At 35.2% G+C, this 21,165-nt stretch carries 19 protein-coding genes, 2 pseudogenes and 2 riboswitches; of the genes and pseudogenes, 14 read left to right on the top strand and 7 right to left on the bottom strand.

The annotated features are described in order from the left end of the window. Positions 1-105: 105 nt before the first annotated feature. A complete protein-coding gene (locus CO726_RS21780; RefSeq protein ID WP_099685662.1) occupies positions 106-1,014 on the bottom strand; it encodes an NAD(P)-dependent alcohol dehydrogenase in 909 nt (302 codons plus the stop codon). Between the two features lie 145 nt (positions 1,015-1,159). Between CO726_RS21780 and CO726_RS21785 the strand changes: the two genes are divergently transcribed. The 6 genes from CO726_RS21785 (at position 1,160) to CO726_RS21810 (ending at position 7,946) form a co-directional block, all read left to right on the top strand. Then, positions 1,160-1,924: a hypothetical protein gene (locus tag CO726_RS21785; protein WP_099685663.1), complete on the top strand. Its 765-nt coding sequence runs from the start codon at positions 1,160-1,162 to the stop codon at positions 1,922-1,924. 111 nt (positions 1,925-2,035) lie between these two features. Next, complete coding sequence (locus tag CO726_RS21790; protein ID WP_136699808.1) at positions 2,036-3,472, top strand: FAD-binding oxidoreductase; 1,437 nt, start codon at positions 2,036-2,038, stop codon at positions 3,470-3,472. Continuing rightward, positions 3,469-4,002, top strand: a complete 534-nt coding sequence (locus CO726_RS21795) for an MFS transporter (protein ID WP_099685664.1) — start codon at positions 3,469-3,471, stop codon at positions 4,000-4,002. Before CO726_RS21790 ends, CO726_RS21795 begins: the two co-directional genes overlap by 4 nt. A 78-nt stretch (positions 4,003-4,080) precedes the next feature. Further along, positions 4,081-5,802 (top strand): DUF3981 domain-containing protein, encoded by a 1,722-nt coding sequence (locus CO726_RS21800; RefSeq protein ID WP_099685665.1) that lies wholly within the window; start codon positions 4,081-4,083, stop codon positions 5,800-5,802. A 166-nt stretch (positions 5,803-5,968) separates the two neighbouring features. Further along, positions 5,969-7,180: a multidrug effflux MFS transporter gene (locus tag CO726_RS21805; RefSeq protein WP_245916710.1), complete on the top strand. Its 1,212-nt coding sequence runs from the start codon at positions 5,969-5,971 to the stop codon at positions 7,178-7,180. 262 nt (positions 7,181-7,442) lie between these two features. Next, complete coding sequence (locus tag CO726_RS21810) at positions 7,443-7,946, top strand: hypothetical protein (protein ID WP_098758331.1); 504 nt, start codon at positions 7,443-7,445, stop codon at positions 7,944-7,946. 16 nt (positions 7,947-7,962) lie between these two features. On the opposite strand, the gene CO726_RS21815 is transcribed toward CO726_RS21810, so the two are convergent. Continuing rightward, on the bottom strand, positions 7,963-8,178 hold the full coding sequence (locus tag CO726_RS21815; RefSeq protein ID WP_000371390.1) for a DUF3951 domain-containing protein: 216 nt from the start codon (positions 8,176-8,178) through the stop codon (positions 7,963-7,965). A 168-nt stretch (positions 8,179-8,346) separates the two neighbouring features. Further along, positions 8,347-8,452: riboswitch (SAM riboswitch) on the top strand. A gap of 136 nt (positions 8,453-8,588) precedes the next feature. On the opposite strand from CO726_RS21815, the gene CO726_RS21820 reads away from it, so the two are divergent. The 5 genes from CO726_RS21820 to CO726_RS21840 are packed head-to-tail and all read left to right on the top strand — an operon-like array spanning position 8,589 to position 13,887. After that, complete coding sequence (locus CO726_RS21820; protein WP_099685667.1) at positions 8,589-9,506, top strand: ABC transporter permease; 918 nt, start codon at positions 8,589-8,591, stop codon at positions 9,504-9,506. Between the two features lie 15 nt (positions 9,507-9,521). Beyond that, positions 9,522-10,526: an ABC transporter permease gene (locus tag CO726_RS21825; RefSeq protein ID WP_099685668.1), complete on the top strand. Its 1,005-nt coding sequence runs from the start codon at positions 9,522-9,524 to the stop codon at positions 10,524-10,526. Then, complete coding sequence (locus CO726_RS21830) at positions 10,483-11,493, top strand: ABC transporter ATP-binding protein (RefSeq protein ID WP_099685669.1); 1,011 nt, start codon at positions 10,483-10,485, stop codon at positions 11,491-11,493. Before CO726_RS21825 ends, CO726_RS21830 begins: the two co-directional genes overlap by 44 nt. Next, entirely contained in the window at positions 11,490-12,263 is a 774-nt protein-coding gene (locus CO726_RS21835; protein ID WP_000205663.1) for an ABC transporter ATP-binding protein, read from the top strand. The genes CO726_RS21830 and CO726_RS21835 overlap by 4 nt, the downstream gene beginning before the upstream one ends. A gap of 13 nt (positions 12,264-12,276) precedes the next feature. Continuing rightward, positions 12,277-13,887: a peptide ABC transporter substrate-binding protein gene (locus tag CO726_RS21840; RefSeq protein ID WP_001975321.1), complete on the top strand. Its 1,611-nt coding sequence runs from the start codon at positions 12,277-12,279 to the stop codon at positions 13,885-13,887. A 16-nt stretch (positions 13,888-13,903) separates the two neighbouring features. Here the strand turns inward: CO726_RS21840 and CO726_RS21845 are convergent, their stop codons facing one another. Further along, positions 13,904-14,371: a YusW family protein gene (locus CO726_RS21845; RefSeq protein WP_001221552.1), complete on the bottom strand. Its 468-nt coding sequence runs from the start codon at positions 14,369-14,371 to the stop codon at positions 13,904-13,906. A gap of 172 nt (positions 14,372-14,543) precedes the next feature. On the opposite strand from CO726_RS21845, the pseudogene CO726_RS21850 reads away from it, so the two are divergent. From CO726_RS21850 to CO726_RS21860, 3 genes and pseudogenes are all read left to right on the top strand, one after another. Beyond that, positions 14,544-14,861: pseudogene (locus CO726_RS21850) on the top strand (helix-turn-helix domain-containing protein); the annotation flags it as partial. Positions 14,862-14,934: 73 nt separating this feature from the next. Then, positions 14,935-15,516 carry a TetR/AcrR family transcriptional regulator gene (locus tag CO726_RS21855; RefSeq protein ID WP_099685671.1) on the top strand — a complete coding sequence of 194 codons (582 nt, stop codon included), beginning with the start codon at positions 14,935-14,937 and terminating at the stop codon, positions 15,514-15,516. A 58-nt stretch (positions 15,517-15,574) separates the two neighbouring features. Further along, the gene (locus tag CO726_RS21860) at positions 15,575-16,717 is read left to right on the top strand and encodes a YhgE/Pip domain-containing protein (protein WP_136699809.1); all 1,143 of its coding nucleotides are present in this window, start codon (positions 15,575-15,577) and stop codon (positions 16,715-16,717) included. A gap of 49 nt (positions 16,718-16,766) precedes the next feature. On the opposite strand, the pseudogene CO726_RS21865 reads toward CO726_RS21860, so the two are convergent. The 4 genes and pseudogenes from CO726_RS21865 to proC form a co-directional block, all read right to left on the bottom strand. Further along, positions 16,767-16,943: pseudogene (locus CO726_RS21865) on the bottom strand (peptide ABC transporter substrate-binding protein); the annotation flags it as partial. Between the two features lie 379 nt (positions 16,944-17,322). Continuing rightward, entirely contained in the window at positions 17,323-18,963 is a 1,641-nt protein-coding gene (locus CO726_RS21870) for a peptide ABC transporter substrate-binding protein (RefSeq protein WP_099685672.1), read from the bottom strand. A 128-nt stretch (positions 18,964-19,091) separates the two neighbouring features. Beyond that, positions 19,092-19,198, bottom strand: a riboswitch (SAM riboswitch). Positions 19,199-19,341: 143 nt separating this feature from the next. Then, positions 19,342-20,175: an aldo/keto reductase gene (locus tag CO726_RS21875; RefSeq protein ID WP_098758336.1), complete on the bottom strand. Its 834-nt coding sequence runs from the start codon at positions 20,173-20,175 to the stop codon at positions 19,342-19,344. Between the two features lies 1 nt (position 20,176). Continuing rightward, the gene (proC, locus tag CO726_RS21880; RefSeq protein WP_099685673.1) at positions 20,177-20,980 is read right to left on the bottom strand and encodes a pyrroline-5-carboxylate reductase; all 804 of its coding nucleotides are present in this window, start codon (positions 20,978-20,980) and stop codon (positions 20,177-20,179) included. Positions 20,981-21,165 lie beyond the last annotated feature (185 nt).

Genomic DNA, 21,165 nt, shown 5'->3' on the forward strand with positions numbered 1-21,165 from the left:
TGCTTCCGCTGAATTTTGAGGTGGGGGTCTTACTGCCCGTTAATGCGGGATAAAAAGAAGGTATCTCACCCTGGTGAGATACCTTCTTTTTAATCTTTATATATTTTATTTTAAGGTAATCGAAACGTTCCCTTTTTTATGCCCTATTTCCACATACATATGAGCTTCAGCAATTTCTTCTAATCGGTAAGTTCTATCAATAACAGGTTTTAAATGTTCTGTTTCAGTTAGTTTTTTTAGTAGAATCATATCCTCTTTACTTACTTTTGCCATCGTTCCATTAACAGATACATATTTTCCATTAGGCGTTAATACTTGTTTACAAAGGGATTTTTTCTGTTTTCCAACTGCATCAAATATAATATCATAGCATTCCCCCCGCTTAGTAAAATCTTCTTTCGTATAATCAATTACTTTATCCGCTCCTAAAGATTGCACTAGTTCAAAATTTGAATTACTACAAACAGCTGTAACGGTAGCGCCAAAATATTTAGCAAGTTGTACAGCAGCTGTTCCTACTGATCCAGAGGCACCATATATGAGAACTTGTTGCCCTTTTTTTATCCGGCCCTTTCTCAGAAAATGTAACGCTGAAGTTCCACCAAAAGGAATAACTGCCGCTTCTTCATACGTTACATTGGTAGGTTTTAATGTTATTAATCCACTTTCATGCACGCATGTGTATTCGGCATAACCACCAAGATTTAGTTCTGTTAATGCAAAAATTTGATCTCCTTTTTTAAATTGAGTTACATCTGTCCCGATATCCTCTATCTCTCCTGCTAATTCTACGCCAAGTATAGGGTTTCTCGGTTTTCTAAGTCCTAATACAAGTCGCATAGGAATCCAAAATAATAGAGGGCTATTAAATCCGCGTATTCTACAATCTCCAGTCGATACACTTGTTGCGTGAATTTTAACTAATACTTCGTTCTTTTTAGGTGTAGGCTTCTCTATATTTTGAAGCTGAAGAACGTTAGGTGGTCCATACTGTGTGCAAATGATCGCCTTCATAATGACCTCCTGAAATGAGTTGTTATTATTTACATCATATTTAAGATCTTCATTAAACATGTCGCTATATAGCGAGTATAGATTAAAAATTATATAGATTTCATAGGAAAAGAGGTGATATTATTTTGGGAAAGGGGGCGACAGTATGAAAAAAATTATTTTTGTTTCAAGTTTAGTACTTGCAATCAGTCTAGGGGTAGGGTGTAGTAATGAGAAAACAGCAAAGACGGATGAGCCGAAAAAAGAATCAGTTCAAAAAGAAAAGGAATTAACGGCGAAGGATGTTTTCAAGAAAACGAACGAAGCTTTTAAAAATGAAGAACATGTAACGATGACATATGGTGTAGGGGTAAAAGCTGAGGGAACAGAGATGGATATAGTAAAGGCTAAGATGCAATTAGAGCCAAAGACAAAGAATTCTCGTTCTGAAATGAATATTTCCGGTACAGATGTTGTAGTGTATACTGTGGATGGTAAAGTTGCTGGTGAGGTAAAAAACCCTAATACAGGAGAAGTTATAACCGTACCAGAGGAGCAATTAAACGCTGGTGGAATGAAAGCGGCTCAAGATATTATAGATAAGTTAGAAGTACCGGAAGTAGTTTTAGATAAAATGAAGATGGAGAAAAGCGGAGGTAAATATAAACTGAAATTTACATTAAAAGGGCAAGAAACAGAAAGTATGTTAACTAGCATGGATGAAACGCAGAAGAAAATGTTACAAGCACAAAATGCGAAGATAGAAGAAGTGGATGCAGAATATATCATTACAAAAGATTTTCAATATGAATCAGCAAAGATAGACATGATTATGAGTAGTAATGGCAAGGATAAAGCACACATTATTACGAACGCAAAATATACGTCGTACGAAAAGTTTGACCCAATACAATTACCAGCAGCAAAGTAACAGTTTTGATAAGGAGGGGCCTAAAATAAGGTCCCTCTTTTTTGTATTCTTTCTTTATAGGAAAATAGGTACAATATAAAGAGGAAAAGATGTAGAAGAGGAGAGTGTCATTTGAAAAAAAGAAAGATAGCAGTGGTCATTGTAGCGTATACCGTTTTGCTTGCAACGTCTGTACATACATATAAAAAACAACTTGATTATCCTATTATGAGTGATGTAGGTAAATTGCTTCCGACAAAAATAAAACGTGTTGAAAGTGCTACGGATGAGCACTCGTTAATAAAATTAGTGCAAGATGCAAATGTTTCTGGAGAGAAGATTTCTATTGCTGGTATGCAACATAGTCAGGGCGGGCAGACATATTATCCGCATGGTACGATGCTTGATATGAAAGGGTATAATAAAATATTAGAATTTGATCCAGAGAAGAAGCGCATTACAGTTCAAAGTGGTGCCACGTGGAATGATATTCAGAAGAAAGTAAATCCATATGGTCTTGCGGTTCAGGTGATGCAGTCGCAAAATATTTTTACAGTTGGTGGTTCATTAAGTGTAAATGTACATGGTCGTGATATTCGTCACGAAGCATTGATTGATACAGTAGAGTCGTTTAGATTGTTAATGGCGGATGGTACGGTGCGTAATGTAAGTAGAGAAGAGAATGCAGATTTATTTCCTTATGTCATTGGCGGTTACGGGTTATTTGGTGTCATTTTAGATGTAACCTTAAAGTTAATAAATGATGAATTATATGAAACGCACACGAAAATGCTAGATTATAAAGAATACACGTCTTATTTCAAAGAGAAAGTGAAAAAAGATGAAAATGTTCGTATGCACTTAGCTCGTATTTCTGTTGCTCCAAATTCATTTTTAAGAGAAATGTATGTGACAGATTATACATTGGCACAGAATCAAAATATGAGGGAAGAGTATAGTGAATTAAAAGAAGAAACTATTATAGCAGCGCCAAAATTTTTACTTGGATTATCACGCTATAGTGAGTGGGGAAAAGATACGTTCTGGGATATACAAAGAAGTTATTTTGAACGTACAGATGGAAAGTATGAGACACGAAATAATGTTATGAGGTCAGATAGTGCTTTTATGGAATATGAAAATCCGAATAGGACAGAGGTATTACAAGAATATTTTGTGCCTATAGATTCTTTCACGGAATACATAGATGATTTACGTAACGTATTAAATGAGGAAGAGTTTAATTTGCTCAATATTACGATTCGTTACGTGGAAAAGAATGAAAATGCAGTTTTATCCTATGCGAAAGATGATATGTTTGCACTGGTTTTTTTAATTAATCAAGGGCGTTCTGAAAATGAGATAAAGAAAACAGAGGATGTTATTCAGAAGATGATTGATGTTACGTTAAAGCATAACGGCAGTTATTATTTACCGTATTATTCTTATCCAACGAAAGAGCAGTTAAAGAGAGCATATCCTCGTATAGAAGAATTTCTTCAGAAGAAAAAAGAAGCAGATCCAAAAGAGAGATTTGTGAATTTATTTTATAGGGAGTATACGAAATGACATATAGAAGATTTGTAGCTTCACAAAGCATCATTATGATGGCAGGAAGTATGGTATTTCCTTTTTACATTCTATTGCTTCGGAATGTTGGAAATAGCTTCTCACAGTTTGGCTGGGCATATGGCTTATTTGCCTTAACTTCAGCTCTAGTATATCCATTAGTTGGAAGAATCTCTGATAGAGTAGGTGATAGAAAGTTATTAATCATATATGCCTGGTCCATGGCAATATTAATGCTTTGTTTTCCTATTGCAACAGAAGTATGGCATGTATACATTCTTCAAATCTTAATGGGTATTTTAGGGGCTGTGCAGCGTAATACGGAGAAGACGTCATTAGCACGAAAAGTTGTACAAGAAAATGCTGGTTATGAGATTGGAAAATATCATGTGTGGACATCGATTGGAGGAGCAGTAGCAATTATTGCAACAGGATATTTAGTAGATTTCTTTACGATTGGTACAATTTTTTATATAGCATCTATCTTATATGTAGTGAGCGGAATTGTATTAAGTAGTAAAAAAATATAACTATTCCTATTTTCACCTGAATACCCTTTATTTGTTATACTAAAAGGGAATACAAAAGAAAAGGGGACATTGCCTTTGATGAAATTTTTAATTTTAGCTATTCTCACTTTGTTTTTGATTCCATGGACAAGAAGAAGCGGTAGTAAACTTCGAGCAGTGGATAAGAAAGGGGAAGAGAGGGTTGTAAAGGGTAAGAAATCATCCATTTTAGTTATTCCAGTTTTATTTTGGATAGGTATTGCAATCTATGAATATTTTTGGTTAATTGATGATCGAGCAGATTCAATTCTTACTCATTATTCTGTTGCAGTAGCAATTTTAATTGGGCTTGTTTTATTTTCGCAAGATCAAATAGGGAAATTAGAAGGCACGTTAAAGGGACTTCTAATGTTTGTTTTACTCGCAAGTTACGGCTATTTTGGTTATTTGCACGATATAGTAATCTCGCAAACGAAATATGATTCTGTTGTAAAGGTAGAGAAAGAAATTTCAGAGCCATTTACTGAAAATGATCAGCCGTTTACAGTGCCGCCAAAGACAGCGGAGAATAAGATGAAAAAAGTATTTGGGGATATTCCAAAAGTAGCTTATTTTGAGCTAGGAGAATTAACTCCGCAAATGGTAAATGGCGAAGCTTTATATGTAGCACCGATTGAAGTTTCAGGATTTTTTAAAGCACGTAAAGCAGAGACAATTCCAGGGTACGTAACGATGTCAGGTACAAACCCTGATGCGGAAGCGAAACTGCACCTCGGTTATAAAATGAAATACGTGCCAAGCATGTTTTTCGGAAATAATTTAGAGCGTTTGGTAAGGCAAGCAGAACCAAATTTAATCTTTAAAGGTAAACCGAAATTTGAAGTCGATGATAAAGGTAAACCGTATTATACAATGACGTATGGTGAATTTATTTCAGGAAGATCTGGATTTGAGGTAGAGGGCGTTGTAGTAGTAGATGCACAAACAGGTGAAGTGAAAAGATACGATAAAGGAAAGGCGCCTAAATTTGTTGATGGTGTATTAAATCACGAGACTGCATCTACATTAAATACGTACTTCGGTAAATATATTCACGGATTTTGGAATACGAAATTTTCGCAAACTGATATGAAGATCCCGACTGAGTGGGGAACGAAAGAAGGAGTTACACCAATCTTCGGTAAGGATGGGACGTTATATTACTTTACTGATTTCACCTCTCCGAAAGAAGGAGTAGATTCTGCGTTAGGTTACTCACTCATTGATGCGCGTACAGGTAAATTGTATTACTATAACGGAAAAGAAGTAAAGGGAATTATGGATGGTTCAGCTGCTTCGGAAGTCGTGGATAATTCCTTTAAGAGAGAGAAATGGCATGGAACGATGCCGGTTATTTATAACGTGTATGGTAAACCTTCTTGGATTGTACCTGTTATTGATGACGGAGGATTAGTACGTGCCCATACTGTTATCTATGCTTCTAATGCGAAAATATTTGCAACAGGTTCGACGCAAAAAGAAGCGCTTGAGAATTATAAAAATGCGCTGAGTGGAAGTGGAGACTCATTTAGACCGACTTCAAGTGGGAAAGAAGCACAAAAAGAAGGCGTTGTACAACGTGTATATAAAGAAAAATCAGGTGAAAATACAATTGTGTACGTACTGTTAGAGAATGAACAAAAAGTATTTATGATACCTGTGAAGAAATTCCCATATGCTATGTTTACAGAAGTGGGAGATCCAATTCAAATCACATATTTAGATACAGGAGAGGCGATGTCTTCCGTATCTAAATTTACAAATAGGAATTTGAACAAGTAAAGCGATAGAGATTCTATCGCTTTTTTTTACAGAATTAAACAGGAAAATGCACTATACTTGACGTATGCTTATGTTGTAACTATAATTGTTACGATTTAGTATGTATAGGAAAGGGTGAATTTAAAAAGTGAATGAAGTTAATCACGAAATATATAAACCTGTAAAGATGAACAGGTTATGGATGATTCTTGTATTAGGGACACTTACGGCGATTGGACCATTATCTATTGATATGTATTTGCCTTCGTTACCAAAGTTAACGGATGATTTACAAACAGGCGCATCCCTCGCGCAGCTTACATTGACAGCTTGTTTGCTTGGGCTATCAGTAGGACAATTATTTGTTGGCTCAATTAGTGATATTTATGGAAGGCGCAAACCTCTTATTATTGCTCTTATTATTTATGTTGCTTCTTCTTTGCTTTGTGCTGTTGCGCCATCTATTTGGACTTTAGTGTTATTGCGCTTCCTACAAGGAGCTTCAGGATCGGCTGGGATTGTTATATCACGTGCAATGGTACGTGACATGTACTCGGGTTCTGAAATGACGAAGTTTTTCTCACTGCTCATGTTAGTAAACGGAGCAGCACCTATTTTGGCACCGATTATTGGGGGACAATTGTTACAGTTTACAACATGGCGCGGTGTTTTCATCGTTCTCGGAGCAATTAGTGTATTCATGTTAATATCAGCTACTTTCGTATTACGTGAAACATTACCTCCTGAAGAAAGAGAAACAGGTGGTCTGTCAGGGACATTGGCGACATATGGAAAACTCCTGAAAGATCGTTTGTTTATGGGGTATGCATTGTCACAAGGATTAGTAACAGCAGCAATGTTTGCTTACATTTCGGGATCGCCATTTGTATTGCAAAATATATACGGGGCATCACCACAGCAATTTAGCTTATTCTTTGCGATTAACGGTATCGGTATTATTATTGCTAGTCAGGTAACGGGTCGTTTAGCGGGGAAAGTTAATGAGAAGACATTATTTGTCTCTGGTATTATTATTGCAGCTGTTGGTGGCCTATTTTTACTGCTGACAATCGTACTAGGAATAGGTTTAATTGGTGTTTTATGTTCGTTATTCCTTGTCGTATCAAGTGTTGGGGTTGTCTCAACAACTGGGTTCTCTTTAGCAATGAGAAATCAAAAACAAGCTGCAGGAACAGCGTCAGCTTTACTAGGTTTATTACAGTTTATTTCAGGAGCATTTGTTGCACCGTTAGTAGGTATTGGTGGAAGTAATACAGCATTACCGATGGGTGTTGTGATAGCTCTTTGTGAAATTGGTGCTGTATTGTGTTACTTATTTATGGCTAGAAGAAGCGAGAAGCAGTTTGAACTGCAACAAAGACAAAATTTAGAGGCTTAACAAAAAAGAACTGATTCAAAGGAAATATGTGAATCAGTTCTTTTTTTCATTTCTTTGAAATACCTCATACAGTTTTGTAAGGTGATGTAGTAAAGCAGTGCAAAAGTTATTTGTATAAAGTGACGATACTGTGACAAACATGTTGGTATATATATTACGATGTCGTCTTAAGTGTAAAAAGTAGGATGTTCTCGGTATAATAACAAGTGGAGATAAAAGAAACTATAATGAGTAGTAGCTGTAGATAAAAGGAGAAGAAGAGATGAAGAAGGTTTTGGGTATTGCTGTAATGGGAAGTATGATCCTTCTAGCAGGATGTAATGGAAATAAAGATACGAAAGAACCGAAAGAAAAGGTAGAGCAATCTACAGAACAAACAGAAGAGATGAAAGAATACCGTGCAGTACATGAAAAATATGATTTGAAAATGAATAAAGAAATTAATAAAGCACTGCAGTTATTTGAAGTGTCAAAAGAAAAGGGCGGTAAGGAAATAACGAATGCTACATATAAAGAAGATGTGCAAAAGGTAACGACAAGCATGTTAGAAGATATTGATCATATACGCAAAGAAATTCGTGTTCCGAAGTCGAAAGAGCAAGAACATGAGGTATATGTTGGTTTCTTGAATGAATCAGAACAAGCGATGAAAAAATTACAGAAGTTAGCTAAAGAAGAAGATTCATCGTTGATTCGTGATATAGAAATTAATTTTGCAACAGCATCGACATACTATAAACGTTTTCAAGCAGAAACGAAAAAATAACCTTGCCTGTGCAAGGTTATTTTTTCTTCTTGCCATCTCCGTCTTCATCCTCGGATACTAATACTTTCTGTTCTTCGTGAAATTCGGAAATAGTTTGTCCGGTAATATTATCAAAGGGTGTGTAAAAAGAGGTAATGCTTTTCTTTTTAATGAATAGTTTGTAGAATCCGATGATGACAAGTATGACGATTGTTAATGGTAATCCTATAGTAGCCAGAAGTAAGGGGTCCATCTTATAACTCCTTTAACATCATTTCTTTTTATTATAAGCGAAAGCTATAATTCAGATAAATGAATTAAAAACTGACTTTTCTAAATATATCCAATTTGATTGACTTTTCGTTTTTTCAGAATTATAATTCGAAATATACAATTTGAACCAAATAATAATATAGCAATTTACTTATCCAGAGAGGTAGAGGGACTGGCCCTATGACACCTCAGCAGCGGGTTCTGTAATAGGAACACCGTGCTAATTCCAGCAAGCAAGTCTTGAAAGATAAGTGATGGGCCTTTGTTTATTAAGCCTTGATCTTATTTTTTAAGATCAAGGCTTTTTGTATTCTAAAAAGAGAAGAGGGAGTAATGGAAAAAGTACGTTCATAAAACTAAGTAAATATATGTGTTTAGGGGGTTATTGGAGTGTATGTAATTAAAAAATTATCAGTTATGGTGTTCACGCTATGGGTTATTACGACAGTGACATTTCTAATTATGCATATTATTCCGGGGGATCCATTTTCATCAGATGCAAAAATCTTTCCTGAAGAAGTGATCCAAAACATGAGAGCGAAGTATCACCTTGATGAACCGTTATGGAATCAATATGTTGCTTATTTAGACGGCGTAGTTCATTTTGATTTTGGTGAATCTGTTCAATCAACCGGGCAAGGTGTATCAGAAATTATAATAACTGGTTTTGGTCCATCAGCAATTATTGGTTTACAAGCACTCGTTATTTCATTGTTAGTCGGAATTGCGGCAGGTACATTTGCTGCTCTTTATCATGGGAAGGTAATTGATTACGGTGTAAGTTTACTTGCCATCCTCGGTATTTCTATTCCGAGTTTTATCTTAGCACCACTATTTATACAAGTATTCGCTATTCAATTCGAGCTCTTACCAGTAGCCTCTTGGGGTACATTTGAACATACGGTATTGCCATCCTTTGCATTAGCGTTAGGACCAATCGCAGTGATTACAAGATTTGTTCGCTCTAATATGATCGAAATACTGCAGAGTGATTATATTAAATTAGCGAGAGCGAAAGGTATACCGATTAAGAAGATTATTATAAGACATGCTCTTCGAAATGCGATTGTTCCAGTACTTACATTTGTTGGACCATTAATGGCGGGACTTTTAACAGGTACTTTCGTTATTGAAAAGATTTTTTCAATTCCTGGTCTCGGAAAATATTTTGTAGATAGTATTTTTAATCGAGATTATCCAGTGATTATGGGAACAACCATTTTTTATAGTGCACTTTTAATTGTATGTATTTTTATTACAGATATTATTCACCGTATTGTTGATCCACGTATTCGTTCTATTACGTAAGGAGGGGATGTTTAGATGGGGGCTTATGAAATTAATGACCAGTTATTAACAAATGAAGAGAAAAAAGAATTAACGATAAATAAAGATCAGCAAAAGATTAGCCGAAAGAAAGAAGTGTTTCGTAAGTTTGTATCGAATCCAATCGCAGTTTTAGGATCAGTGACGTTATTACTCATTATTGTTTTCTCGCTTATTGGTGAAAGTTTAACGCCATTTACTGCGAGTGAACAAGTAAAAGAGGCAACAAACTTGCCACCTAGTAGTGAGCATTGGTTCGGAACAGATGATTTAGGTAGAGATATATGGGCACGTACTTGGGCTGGCGGAAAAATTTCATTAACAGTTGGATTAGTGGCAGCTGCTCTTGATATAGGACTTGGTGTGCTAATCGGAGGATTTAGTGGATATGTGAGAGGGCGCAATCGCCTTGGGACATTAATGGATGAGTGGATTATACGAGGGATCGAAGTGTTATACGGTATCCCGTATTTATTAATTGTTATTTTACTATTAATTGTTATGAAACCAGGTCTTTTTACTATTATCATCGCCCTTGCATTAACAGGATGGATTGGTATGGCACGTCTCGTTAGGGCACAAGTCTTATCTTTAAAACAAAGAGAGTTTGTTATTGCAGCGGAGCGATTAGGTACATCACATATGAAAATTATATACGGGCATTTAATTCCGAACTTAACAGGCATTATTATCGTAAATTTATCATTTACAATTCCAGCAGCTATTTTCTCAGAATCATTTTTAAGCTTTATCGGACTAGGAGTACAATCACCGGCAGCGAGCTGGGGGACGATGACGAATGATGCACTTGGGACATTATTGAGTGGGGAATGGTGGCAGCTATTCTTCCCCGCAATCATGATTGCACTCATCATGTTCGCATTTAATGCAATTGGTGATGGATTACAAGATGCAATTGATCCAAAAATCGTAAAACAGAATCGAAAGGAGAAAAAACATGGGACAGCTCTTATCTTTAGAAAACGTAACGTTAGCCGTTGAAAAAGAGAATAGTAAACAAGCAATTGTGAAGCATGTTTCCTTTTCTATTAGCGAAGGTGAAATAGTTGCGCTTGTAGGAGAAAGTGGCTCAGGGAAAAGTGTTACAGCACAATCTATTATCGGCTTAAATCAAGAATCAATTCATATTGATGATGGAAATATATCTTTTGAATCAGAGGAATTAACGAATCTACAAGAATCAGAATGGAATCAAATTCGTGGGAAGGATATTTCTTTTATCTTTCAAGACCCACTTTCATCTTTAAATCCGACGATGAAGGTGGGAAGGCAAATTACAGAAGTGATTTTGCAGCACGAAAAGAAATCGAAAAAAGAGGCAAAAGAAATTGCAATTAACTTATTAAATGATTTAGGGATACATGAAGCAGAGAAACGTTTTGAACAGTACCCACATCAATTAAGCGGAGGCATGAGGCAACGTATTTGTTTAGCAATCGCATTTGCCTGCCACCCAAAACTCGTTATTGCAGATGAACCTACGACAGCATTAGATGTAACAATTCAAAAACAAATTATGGAGTTATTAAAGGAAAGAAAGGAAAAGCAAAATACGAGTATTTTATTAATTACGCACGATTTAGCACTTGTACGTGAAGTAGCGGATCGAGTAGTTGTGATGTATGGAGGACGTATTGTTGAAAAAGGAACGATAGAGGAAGTGATAGGTTCTCCTAAACATCCATACACGAAAAGCTTATTACAAGCAATTCCCAATATGGATGATTCCGAAAAAGTATTGCGTGCAATAGAAGGAACGACACCTTCCATTGAGACGTTAAATAGCTTTGGGTGCCCATTTGTAAATAGATGCCCAGTAGCAATAAAAGAATGCATTCATCGTTTCCCTGATAGAACAGCATATTCTGGGGAACACAGTTCACATTGTTGGCAACATGTTCTAGAGCATGACGAAGCGAAACCAAAAGAGAAGGTGAATGCCTCATGACGACAGATTTAATTACTGTAAAGCAAGTAACGAAAACGTATGGAAGTAAAAATAAAGAAATCGCAGCGTTAAAAGACATATCACTTGCGATCCCGAAAGGAACAACGCTGGGCATTATTGGAGAAAGTGGTTCAGGAAAAACAACACTTGGTAAGCTCATAGCTGGGATTGAGAGCCCAACGTCTGGTGAAATTGATTATAACGGTCAAGTCGTTCACAAGTTGAAGGCAGCTCATAAACGTGATTTCTTACAGAAAGTACAGTTTATTTTTCAAGATTCCACAGCAGCATTAAATCCGCGCTGGAAAGTACGCGATAGCGTAACGGAAGGTTATATTTCATTCGGTTTAGGTGATAAAGGATTAAAGGATAAAGTAGCAGGTGATGCGCTAGAACGTGTGGGATTAGATAGACGATATATCGATCGCTATCCGCACGAATTTAGCGGAGGACAACGTCAACGAATTGCTATTGCAAGAGCGTTATTGTGTGAGCCAGAAGTATTAATTCTTGATGAACCAATTTCAGCATTAGATGTTTCATTGCAAATTCAAATTGTACATCTGCTGCAAAAAATCCAAAAAGAACAAGGTTATACATATTTATTCATCGCGCATGATTTACCGATGGTTCACTATTTATGTGAAAAAGTGGCTGTCCTATATAAAGGAGAACTTGTTGAATTTGGAAATACGGACGAAGTATTCCGTAATCCACAACATTCTTATACAAAAACACTATTGGCATCAACACCAAAAATTTCAGGTTAAAGGAGGATGTAGGATGAAGAAGTTTTTACTGTTTGTCATTATGACTGTTTTAGCAATTACTTCTGTCGCTTGCGGTAAGAAAGAGACGCAAAAGGCGAGTGCTGGTAAGGGAGAAGGAGATCGATTAGTAACGAATATTGGTAGCGATCCATATACACTTGATTCCGCTATCGCGACAGATAGTACTTCAGGTTATGTAATTGGACATTTATTCTCAAGCTTATATACGCAAGATAGTGATGGGAAATATCAAAATGAATTAGCAGAGAAAGAAGAAGTAAATGCTGATGGAACTGAGTATACAATTCATTTAAAGAAAGATATTAAATGGTCAGATGGTTCTGCTATTACAGCAAATGATTTTGAATTTGCATGGAAGCGATTATTAAATCCGAAAACGGGTTCTATGAATGCAACAGAAATGTATTTTATTAAAGGGGCAGAGGCATACAATACTGGAAAAGGTGAAGAAGGACAAGTTGGCATTCAAGTCATTGATCCTCAAACATTAAAGGTAACACTTGAGCACCCAGTGTCTTCTATTAAACAAAAATTAGCAAGCTCATTATTCATTCCATTATCTAAAAAATCAATTGATGATAATAATAAATTAAAAACAGATCCAAAAGAGTTAATTACGAACGGACCATTCACATTAAAAGAATGGAAGCATAATCAGGCTATTACAGTACAAAAAAATAAAGAATACTATGATAAAAAGGTAACATTAAAAGAAATTGAGTTTCGTATTATTCCAGATTCTAAAACAGCGTACCAATTATACAAATCAAAAGAATTAGATTTACTAAGTAGTTTACCGCAAGAAATGATTGAGAAAGAAAAAGGAAATAAAGAATATAAACGTGTTGCAGGATTTTCATCTTATATTTATTCGTTTAACGTAGAAAAAGAGCCGTTCACAAATGCGAAAGTACGTAAAGCATTCTCATTAGCAGTTGATCGTAAGTTTATTGTTGAAAAACTGTATAAAAACAATGCACAAGAAGCAAATGCATTCGTTCCAGAAGGAGCAAAAACACAAAGTGGGCGTGATTTCCGCAAAGAAAAAGGTGGTTACGTTAAATTTGATCCAGCAGAAGCGAAAAAATTATTAGAAGAAGGCATGAAAGAACAAGGCTGGTCTACTTTACCTGAAGTAACATTAAAATTCACTACAGATACACAACATAAAAAAGTAGCAGAAGCAATGCAAGAAATGTTTAAGAAAAATCTTGGCGTAGATATTAAATTAGAAAATAAAGAGTGGAAGAGTTACATCGACACATATAAGCAAAGTGATTTCCAATTAGCTTATATGGGATGGGGCGGTTCTCTATTAGACCCAATTACTAAATTAGATTTATATGCAGGTGATGGTCCAAACAATTATGCAAAATGGCATAATAAAGAATTTGATGCTTTAGTGAAGGAAGCAGAAGTTGAACAAAATGAAGATAAGCGTTTTGACTTATTGCATAAAGCGGAAGATATTATGTTTACAGATTCACCATTAATTCCAATTATATTCCCGTCGGATTCCTATTTACAAAAACAAACGGTATCTGGACTTCAATATTATGTTGGATCTAAACCAGATTTAAGATATGCAAAAATAAAGAAGTAGGCAACCGCCTACTTCTTTATTTTATTTCTCTTTTATATTCTTTTTTCGTTCCATCAGAGAAGACAACTTCTAAATCGAATTTTTGGTAGTCTTTATCAAGTTTGAACACGTTCACTACTTGATCGATTACTTCTTGGTCAGGAGTATCTTTATCAAATTTTAATTCTTGTAGAAGTGGGCTTAATTTTGTGATAGCCTCGTCTCCTGTTAATTTTACATCTGCTTTATGATCTTCAATTTTTGCTTCCATTTTTTTATCAGCTGCTACATTTTTATAGTCTGCTTCGTAGTCTTTCTTTGTATCTTGGTAGTCTGCCTTTAAATCGAATTCATTGAAGTTTAATTTTAAATCAGCAGGAGCTTCATTCTTTGCCTCTTCTGTAGTCTTTTTATTAGAAGTTGTGTCTTCTTTTGCAGGAGCTTTACATCCTGTTAATGCAGGTACTAGCATAAGAGCTAATAAAACTGATAGTAAAATTCTCATTATAAATTCCTCCTTATGTAAATTCGTTCTATACAAGTTTTTCCCAAAATCATGTAATTATGTATGTGCTGAAAATAAATTATTATCCTGTAGCCACAGGGGCTAATCCGCAATTTAAATCAAAAACAATTTGTATGTATATGGTAAATTGAAGTTGTGAGAAGGTACTAAAATGTATGAAGAATATAAAGCGATGATAAAAAAAGCAATTAAATATATAGAAGATCATTTAGATGAGGAGCTTACAACAGAAAAAGTGGCATCTCACAGTGCCGTATCGATGTACCATTTTCATCGTATTTTTCAAAGCTATGTTGGGATGAGTGTAACGAATTATATTCGAAAGAGAAGGTTAACACATGCTGCGCAGGTTTTAGTGTCGACTGAGAGAGCAGTTATTGATATTGCGGTGCAATACGGTTTTTCCTCACAAGAGGCATTTACTAGAGCTTTTAAAAGGATGTTTCAATACAAAAAGAAGGGAAAGAGGATTATTGACAATGATTAGAAAAAGTATATAATCTAAATGTAAGTGATCACTTGCATGAGAGAGAGAGGATTTTATGGCGCGCTCAAAAACAGCAGAAAAAATCATCCAAGCAGCAATTGAATTAGTGAAAGAAAAGGGATATACAGCAGCGACAACGAAAGAAATTGCAATGCGTGCTGGTGTTAATGAAGTAACGATATTCCGCAATTTTAAAAGTAAAAAGGGTGTTATTGAAGCGGCGGTTGCTGAATTTTCGTATGTACCGCATTTAAAACATTTTTTACAAACAGAAATTGTATGGGAATTAGAAACGGATTTAAAGAACTTAGCAAGGCATTATCATAAATTTTTAGGTAGCATAAAAGATATTATTTTTATCGGTATACGTGAGGCGAGGGAATTTCCTGAATTAGATGAGGAAATCTCCAAAATTCCAAAAGGGTTAAAAGAAGAACTAATCATATATTTTGCTAAAATGCAGGAACAGGGAAAGATTATTCATACAAATATTGAAGCGCAAGTAATGAATTTTATATGGATAAATTTTGGTTACTTCCTATCTAAATTGCGTTTTGAAAACCGACTTATGGAAATCGATGATGAGAAATTTATTGAGAATAATATAGTTTTATATGCTAGGGCTTTAAGACCCTAGTATTTATTTAAAATAAAATGAAAGTAAGTACTTGCTTGCTAAATGGGAGAGCGGGAAGATGGATACATTAAAACAGTTTTTAAAAAGACCAGGTACGTATATAGGAATGGTAGTAGCGCTATCATTCCAAATTATTTTCTTTTGTGTTTGGTTAACGGCATATGATGGAGTGAATGAAAGAGCTGCTCAAATGCGTATCGCTATTGTGAATGAAGATGAAAATATAGGTAGTAAAATAGCAGAAGGTTTGCAGAGAAATTTACCATTTCAGGTGAAAGCAGAACAGTCTATGGAAAAAGCAAATAAAGAAATGAATGACCATGTGTACGATATGATTATTGAAATTCCTGCTTCTTTTTCAAAGGATATAAATGAAGCAGGAAAATCAAGTTTAGACTTCCATATTAATCAAGCGAATGCCATGATGGCAAAGCAAATGATGGAAGGAGCAGCAAAACAAATTCGAGACAATGTAAATAAAGAGATAACAAGTTATAAGAAACAAGCGATTGGTGGGAAATTACAAGCTGTAGGGTCTGAGAATGTAGAAGTGATAAAAGGTTTAACCGAAAATTCAATTGGTTTTACAGTTCATAAAGTAAATGATGCAAAAGGATTTTCGGCTAATATGGTACCATTAATGATGGTATTAGCTTCATTTGTAGGAGCAATGATCATGAGTATGGAACTATCAAAAGTTGCAAAGGAAGTAAGGAACGGTTGGAGTAATTTCGTATCAAGACAAATCATTAACGGTACAGTATCAATTTTACTTGCATGCATTACAATTGGTTTAATGAGAGGATTTCAAATTGAAATGCATGAAGCAGTATGGAGTATATGGGTATTTCAAGCGATAATTTTCTTCGCCTTTCTTTCATTAACACAAATGTTCATAACTGTTTTCGGAAATGCAGGTATGATTTTTAATATCATTTCACTATCGCTACAGCTTGTAAGTTCAGGAGTAATCGTACCACATGAGATGCTTTCTAAAACATATCAAACAATCGGCGAATTATTTCCCGCAACATATGCAGCGAATGGCTATTATACAATAATATTTGGAGGAGTTAGTTTAGAGAAAAATATTATTTCATTATTAGTTATTATATTGGTTACACAATCGCTAGCAGTGGTTACTTTAGCTATAAAAGGAATCGTAAAGGGAAGAAGAAGCTCTGTAGTTAAAGAAGTATAAAGTAAAAAAGGTATCCTTCAATTGGATACCTTTTTACTGGTACTTATTATTTTGCAACATCCATTGTTGGAATTTCTGAAGCGAATGATAAGTTAATTGCCTGTTTATCATTTACTTTATCATTTGCTTTCACTCCGCTTGCATGATCTTTATTTCCCCCGCAAGCAGTTAGTAATAGACTTGCCCCTAAAACAGATGCAACAACAGGCACAACTTTTTTCTTCATTGTTCGTTCCGCCCTAAATGTGTTGATTGTAACATCATAATGTCCATGTCTTGAATTGTAGCTATAGAAGAGAAAACCTATTATAGATATGTGCATGTAGGCAATCAGGTGTTCAATATGTATATACATATTGAACTATAATTTATCGTTATATATTTCAACGTAGTAGACGTTATATTTTGATGGTGAAATATTTCGTTTCTTTAATTTTTAGAATATTAACACTGGAAAGAACTATATGTCAATAATAAAAATAGAATGTTGTTTTTTGAAATAATATATTAAAAAAGTAGATTCCGATGTATTAAGGAATCTACTTTTAATGCATTTTGTGAAAAAATAATTAGTATGGTGGAATAACGTTGGTTAAAGTTCCACTTTATTTTTCAATTTTTGCCCATTTGAAGTTTAACTGACCAGCAAAGTCTACTTGCACAATTCCTTTCACATAAGAACGTTCTAAATAAGATTCTCCTTTTTGATAAAGAGGAGCGATAACAGAGTCTTTAAATAGTATTTTTTCTGATGCTAGTAATGCATCAAAGCGAGCTTTTTCATCACCAGCTAAAGTCGTTTTCACTTTCTCAATTGTGTCATCGAATTCCTTATTAGAGTAGTGATCTAAGTTATAAGGGTTATTCGTTGTAAATAGTTCAAGGAATGTAATTGGATCCGCAAAGTCAGGACTCCAGCCGTCAATTCCGATTTCGTAGTCACCTTTTAATAACAGTGAAACTTGTTGCTTACGCGGTTGCGGTTTTAACTTCACTGTTAATCCATCTAAATTCTTTTCTAGTTGCCCTTTTAAGAACTCACCAGTTTTCTTATCAAGATCAGCATCACTTGTTAATAATTCTAATGTTATCTTTTCAGAACCAAGCTCTTGTTTAGCCTTTTTCCATAATTCTTGAGCGGATTTTGTATCGACCTTTGTTAAATTACCGTTTGCAGTACGGAAGTCTTTTCCATCAGGTCCTTTTGCGAAGTTTTTCGGAACGAGACCAAAGGTTGGTGTAGAGCCATCATTTAATAACGTATTTACAAAGGATTTTCGATCGATTGTTTGATCGATTGCTTGTCGTGCAGAAACGTTTTGAAGTACTTTGTTTTGTTGATTCATACGTAAAAATTGTACGCCTACATTCGGACGTTCTTTGAAGTTACCATCCTTTTTGTATTTATCAACGAAGTCGGATGTTAATTTTATACGGTCTAATTGTTTTGATTCGAATAGGTTTACTTCTGTTGATTTTTCTTTTACGACGTTAAAATTGATTTCCTCTAGTTTGACAGTATCTTTATCCCAATAGGTAGGGTTTTTCTTGAATTTAAAGCTTTGTTCGTGCTTCCAATCGCTTAGTGTAAAAGCTCCGTTGTACAAGATTGTATTATCTTCTAAAGCATACTTATCACCTTGTGCTTTAAAGAATTCCTCGTTAATTGGTAGAAATGTTGGGAACGCTGTTAAGCTAATAAAATATGGAACAGGGCGTTCTAATTCTACCTCAAACGTATGGTCATCAATTGCTTTTACACCAAGTTGGTCGGTTGGAAGTTCTTTGTTGTTAATTTTTGTTGCATTTTTAATATCAAAGAATAGAAATGCATATTCAGAGGCTGTTGCTGGATCGACAGCTCTTTGCCAAGCGAAGACAAAATCTTTCGCTGTAACAGGCGTGCCGTTTGACCATTTTGAATCTCGCAGGTGGAATGTGTATTTCGTTTTATCACCACTTACTTCATGAGATTTTGCAACACCAGGGACAGGTTTATTACTTTCACCAAGATTATACAAACCTTCAAATACGTTTCTCATTACTTGACCAGAATCGGTATCTGTAGCACGAGCCGTATCCATTGTTCGTATTTCAGTAGGTGAAGATAAGTTTAAAACTTGTTTACTAGGTGCCTCATCTTTTGCATTTGCTCCACTCGCTTCGTTTTTATAACTACCGCAACCAGTTAATAAAATACTTACTCCTACAACTGATGCAATACCGGGTACAAACTTCTTTTTCATTTGATTTTCCTCCTAAATAATTAAGTTTGGATGATGATGAGGGAAATGAAAAAAAATCCCTCTTTTCATATTGAGAAAGAGGGATTTTTACGTACAAGTTATGCACCCGTATATAAACGAAGTCCCTCATTCTATCTTTCAAGCCATAAAGCTTGCAGGAAGTGGCACAGTATTCAAAAATGAACCTGCTGCCGAGGTTTCAAAGGGCCAGTCCCTCCACCTCTCTTGATACAATGAGTAAATTTTATTAATTTTTGTGTTTCTTTGATAATTCAAAATCTTACACCTTGGATGATGAAGTGTCAACTGAATGAAATATAGTTTAAATTTTCAGTTTTCTTTAACGAAAAACCACTGCATATGGCAGTGGTTTTTCTACTAGAAGTTAAAGTTATCTGGATCTGGACCAACGCGACGATCTTCATTTAAAGCTTGAATTGCTTTCATATCATCAGCACTTAATTCAAAGTCGAAGATGTTTGCATTTTCAATAATGCGATGTTCTTTAATAGATTTAGGGATTGTTACAACTTCGTTTTGTAGATCCCAGCGTAAAATAATTTGTGCAGTTGATTTATTATATTTTGTCGCAATGTCTTGTAATGTTGGGTTATCTAGTAGCTGTCCTTGCATTAATGGTGACCAAGCTTCAAGCTGGATGTTATGTTCTTTACAGAAAGCATGTAATTCTTCTTGTGCTAAACGCGGGTGGTATTCCACTTGGTTGACCATTGGCTTAATTTCAGCAATTTCAAATACGTCTTGTAAGTGGTGAATGTGGAAATTACTCACACCAATTGCACGAACACGGCCGTCTTTATAAAGCTTTTCTAACGCTTTCCATGATTCAGTATATTTCCCTTTTACAGGCCAATGTACTAAATATAAATCTAGATACTCTAGACCTAATTTTTCTAATGTAGTTTCAAATGCTTGAAGTGTTGTTTCGTACCCTTGATCGCTATTCCATACTTTTGATGTGATAAATAATTCTTCACGTGAAACACCTGATTCACGGATCGCTTGTCCAACACCTTCTTCGTTTTGATAGATTGCTGCAGTATCGATGCTGCGGTAGCCATTTTGAATTGCTGCTTTTACAGATTCAATTACTTCTGAACCATCTTCTACTTTAAAAACACCTAAACCAAACCAAGGCATTTTTACACCGTTATGTAATGTTGTATAGTCTTTTAAACTTGTTAAACTCATATTATTTCCCCCTAGCTTTTTTGTTTGTTGCTTCTACTGCTTTTTGAATTGCCTCTGAAAAATTATATTCATATAAAGCTTTGAGACCCTCAGCTGTGGAACCACCTGGTGTTGTTACTTGTTCGCGGAGGTTAGCTGGATCTTGCGTTTGTTCAAGCATAGAAGCAGAGCCAGAAATCATTTGAATGACAAGGTGTTTGGCAGTTGCTTCATCGACTCCATAACTTTTTGTTGTTTCAATTAAGCTTTCAGCAAAGTAATAAAGGAAGGCTGGTGCACTTCCAGTAACGGCAGTAAGCTGATGAACTTCTTCCTCAGTGCAAAGTTGCGAAGTACCAATGCCTCTTAAAAGCAGTTGTAAGGTTTCCTGCTGCATCTCGTTTACTGATTGTCCCATTGTATATAAGGAGATAGACTTTCCAATTTCAGCAGCTGTATTTGGCATAATCCAAGCAACAGGTGTCCCCCCGGGAAGTCTTTCTTCTAAATAAGATGGGCCAATGCCAGCAGCTACTGTTACGACAAGTTGATTCGATAGTAACGGAGATAATTCTGCTAATAATTCTTCATGTGCAGAAGGCGGTATTGCTAAAACAATCGTATCAACAGATGAAACATACTGTTTCCAATCTGTTGTAATAGACACATTATATTGCCCTTGTAATTGTTCTAGCTTTTCTACGTTGCTGCGGTTAGAAACGATAATTTCTTCGATGTATTCTTTGCTTGTTTTAAGTAATCCGGAAAATATAGCTTCTGCCATACGACCAGCACCAATAAATAAAATTCGATGTTTAGTTAGCATATCCTCTATTCCTTTCTAGTGGAGATATGTTATAAAAAACGATACCATCTTTAAGAGAATTTTGTAAAAGGAAAAGGCTTATCGAGAGAAGGGTTAATACAAATAATGTTATAAAGATTATTATATTTTAAAAATAGTTGTAATAAAAAATCCCTGAAGCAGTTATGCCTCAGAGATTAATAGAT

It is taken from the genome of Bacillus fungorum (genome assembly GCF_002746455.1).
Lineage (GTDB): Bacteria > Bacillota > Bacilli > Bacillales > Bacillaceae_G > Bacillus_A > Bacillus_A fungorum.

Bases quoted from the DNA above. Each gene is read 5' to 3' on its own strand.
- CO726_RS21780 (WP_099685662.1), bottom strand. From the start codon at position 1,014: ATGAAGGCGATCATTTGCACACAGTATGGACCACCTAACGTTCTTCAG.
- CO726_RS21785 (WP_099685663.1), top strand. From the start codon at position 1,160: ATGAAAAAAATTATTTTTGTTTCAAGTTTAGTACTTGCAATCAGTCTA.
- CO726_RS21795 (WP_099685664.1), top strand. From the start codon at position 3,469: ATGACATATAGAAGATTTGTAGCTTCACAAAGCATCATTATGATGGCA.
- CO726_RS21800 (WP_099685665.1), top strand. From the start codon at position 4,081: ATGAAATTTTTAATTTTAGCTATTCTCACTTTGTTTTTGATTCCATGG.
- CO726_RS21805 (WP_245916710.1), top strand. From the start codon at position 5,969: ATGAACAGGTTATGGATGATTCTTGTATTAGGGACACTTACGGCGATT.
- CO726_RS21810 (WP_098758331.1), top strand. From the start codon at position 7,443: ATGAAGAAGGTTTTGGGTATTGCTGTAATGGGAAGTATGATCCTTCTA.
- CO726_RS21815 (WP_000371390.1), bottom strand. From the start codon at position 8,178: ATGGACCCCTTACTTCTGGCTACTATAGGATTACCATTAACAATCGTC.
- CO726_RS21825 (WP_099685668.1), top strand. From the start codon at position 9,522: ATGGGGGCTTATGAAATTAATGACCAGTTATTAACAAATGAAGAGAAA.
- CO726_RS21830 (WP_099685669.1), top strand. From the start codon at position 10,483: ATGGGACAGCTCTTATCTTTAGAAAACGTAACGTTAGCCGTTGAAAAA.
- CO726_RS21835 (WP_000205663.1), top strand. From the start codon at position 11,490: ATGACGACAGATTTAATTACTGTAAAGCAAGTAACGAAAACGTATGGA.
- CO726_RS21840 (WP_001975321.1), top strand. From the start codon at position 12,277: ATGAAGAAGTTTTTACTGTTTGTCATTATGACTGTTTTAGCAATTACT.
- CO726_RS21845 (WP_001221552.1), bottom strand. From the start codon at position 14,371: ATGAGAATTTTACTATCAGTTTTATTAGCTCTTATGCTAGTACCTGCA.
- CO726_RS21855 (WP_099685671.1), top strand. From the start codon at position 14,935: ATGGCGCGCTCAAAAACAGCAGAAAAAATCATCCAAGCAGCAATTGAA.
- CO726_RS21860 (WP_136699809.1), top strand. From the start codon at position 15,575: ATGGATACATTAAAACAGTTTTTAAAAAGACCAGGTACGTATATAGGA.
- CO726_RS21870 (WP_099685672.1), bottom strand. From the start codon at position 18,963: ATGAAAAAGAAGTTTGTACCCGGTATTGCATCAGTTGTAGGAGTAAGT.
- CO726_RS21875 (WP_098758336.1), bottom strand. From the start codon at position 20,175: ATGAGTTTAACAAGTTTAAAAGACTATACAACATTACATAACGGTGTA.
- proC (WP_099685673.1), bottom strand. From the start codon at position 20,980: ATGCTAACTAAACATCGAATTTTATTTATTGGTGCTGGTCGTATGGCA.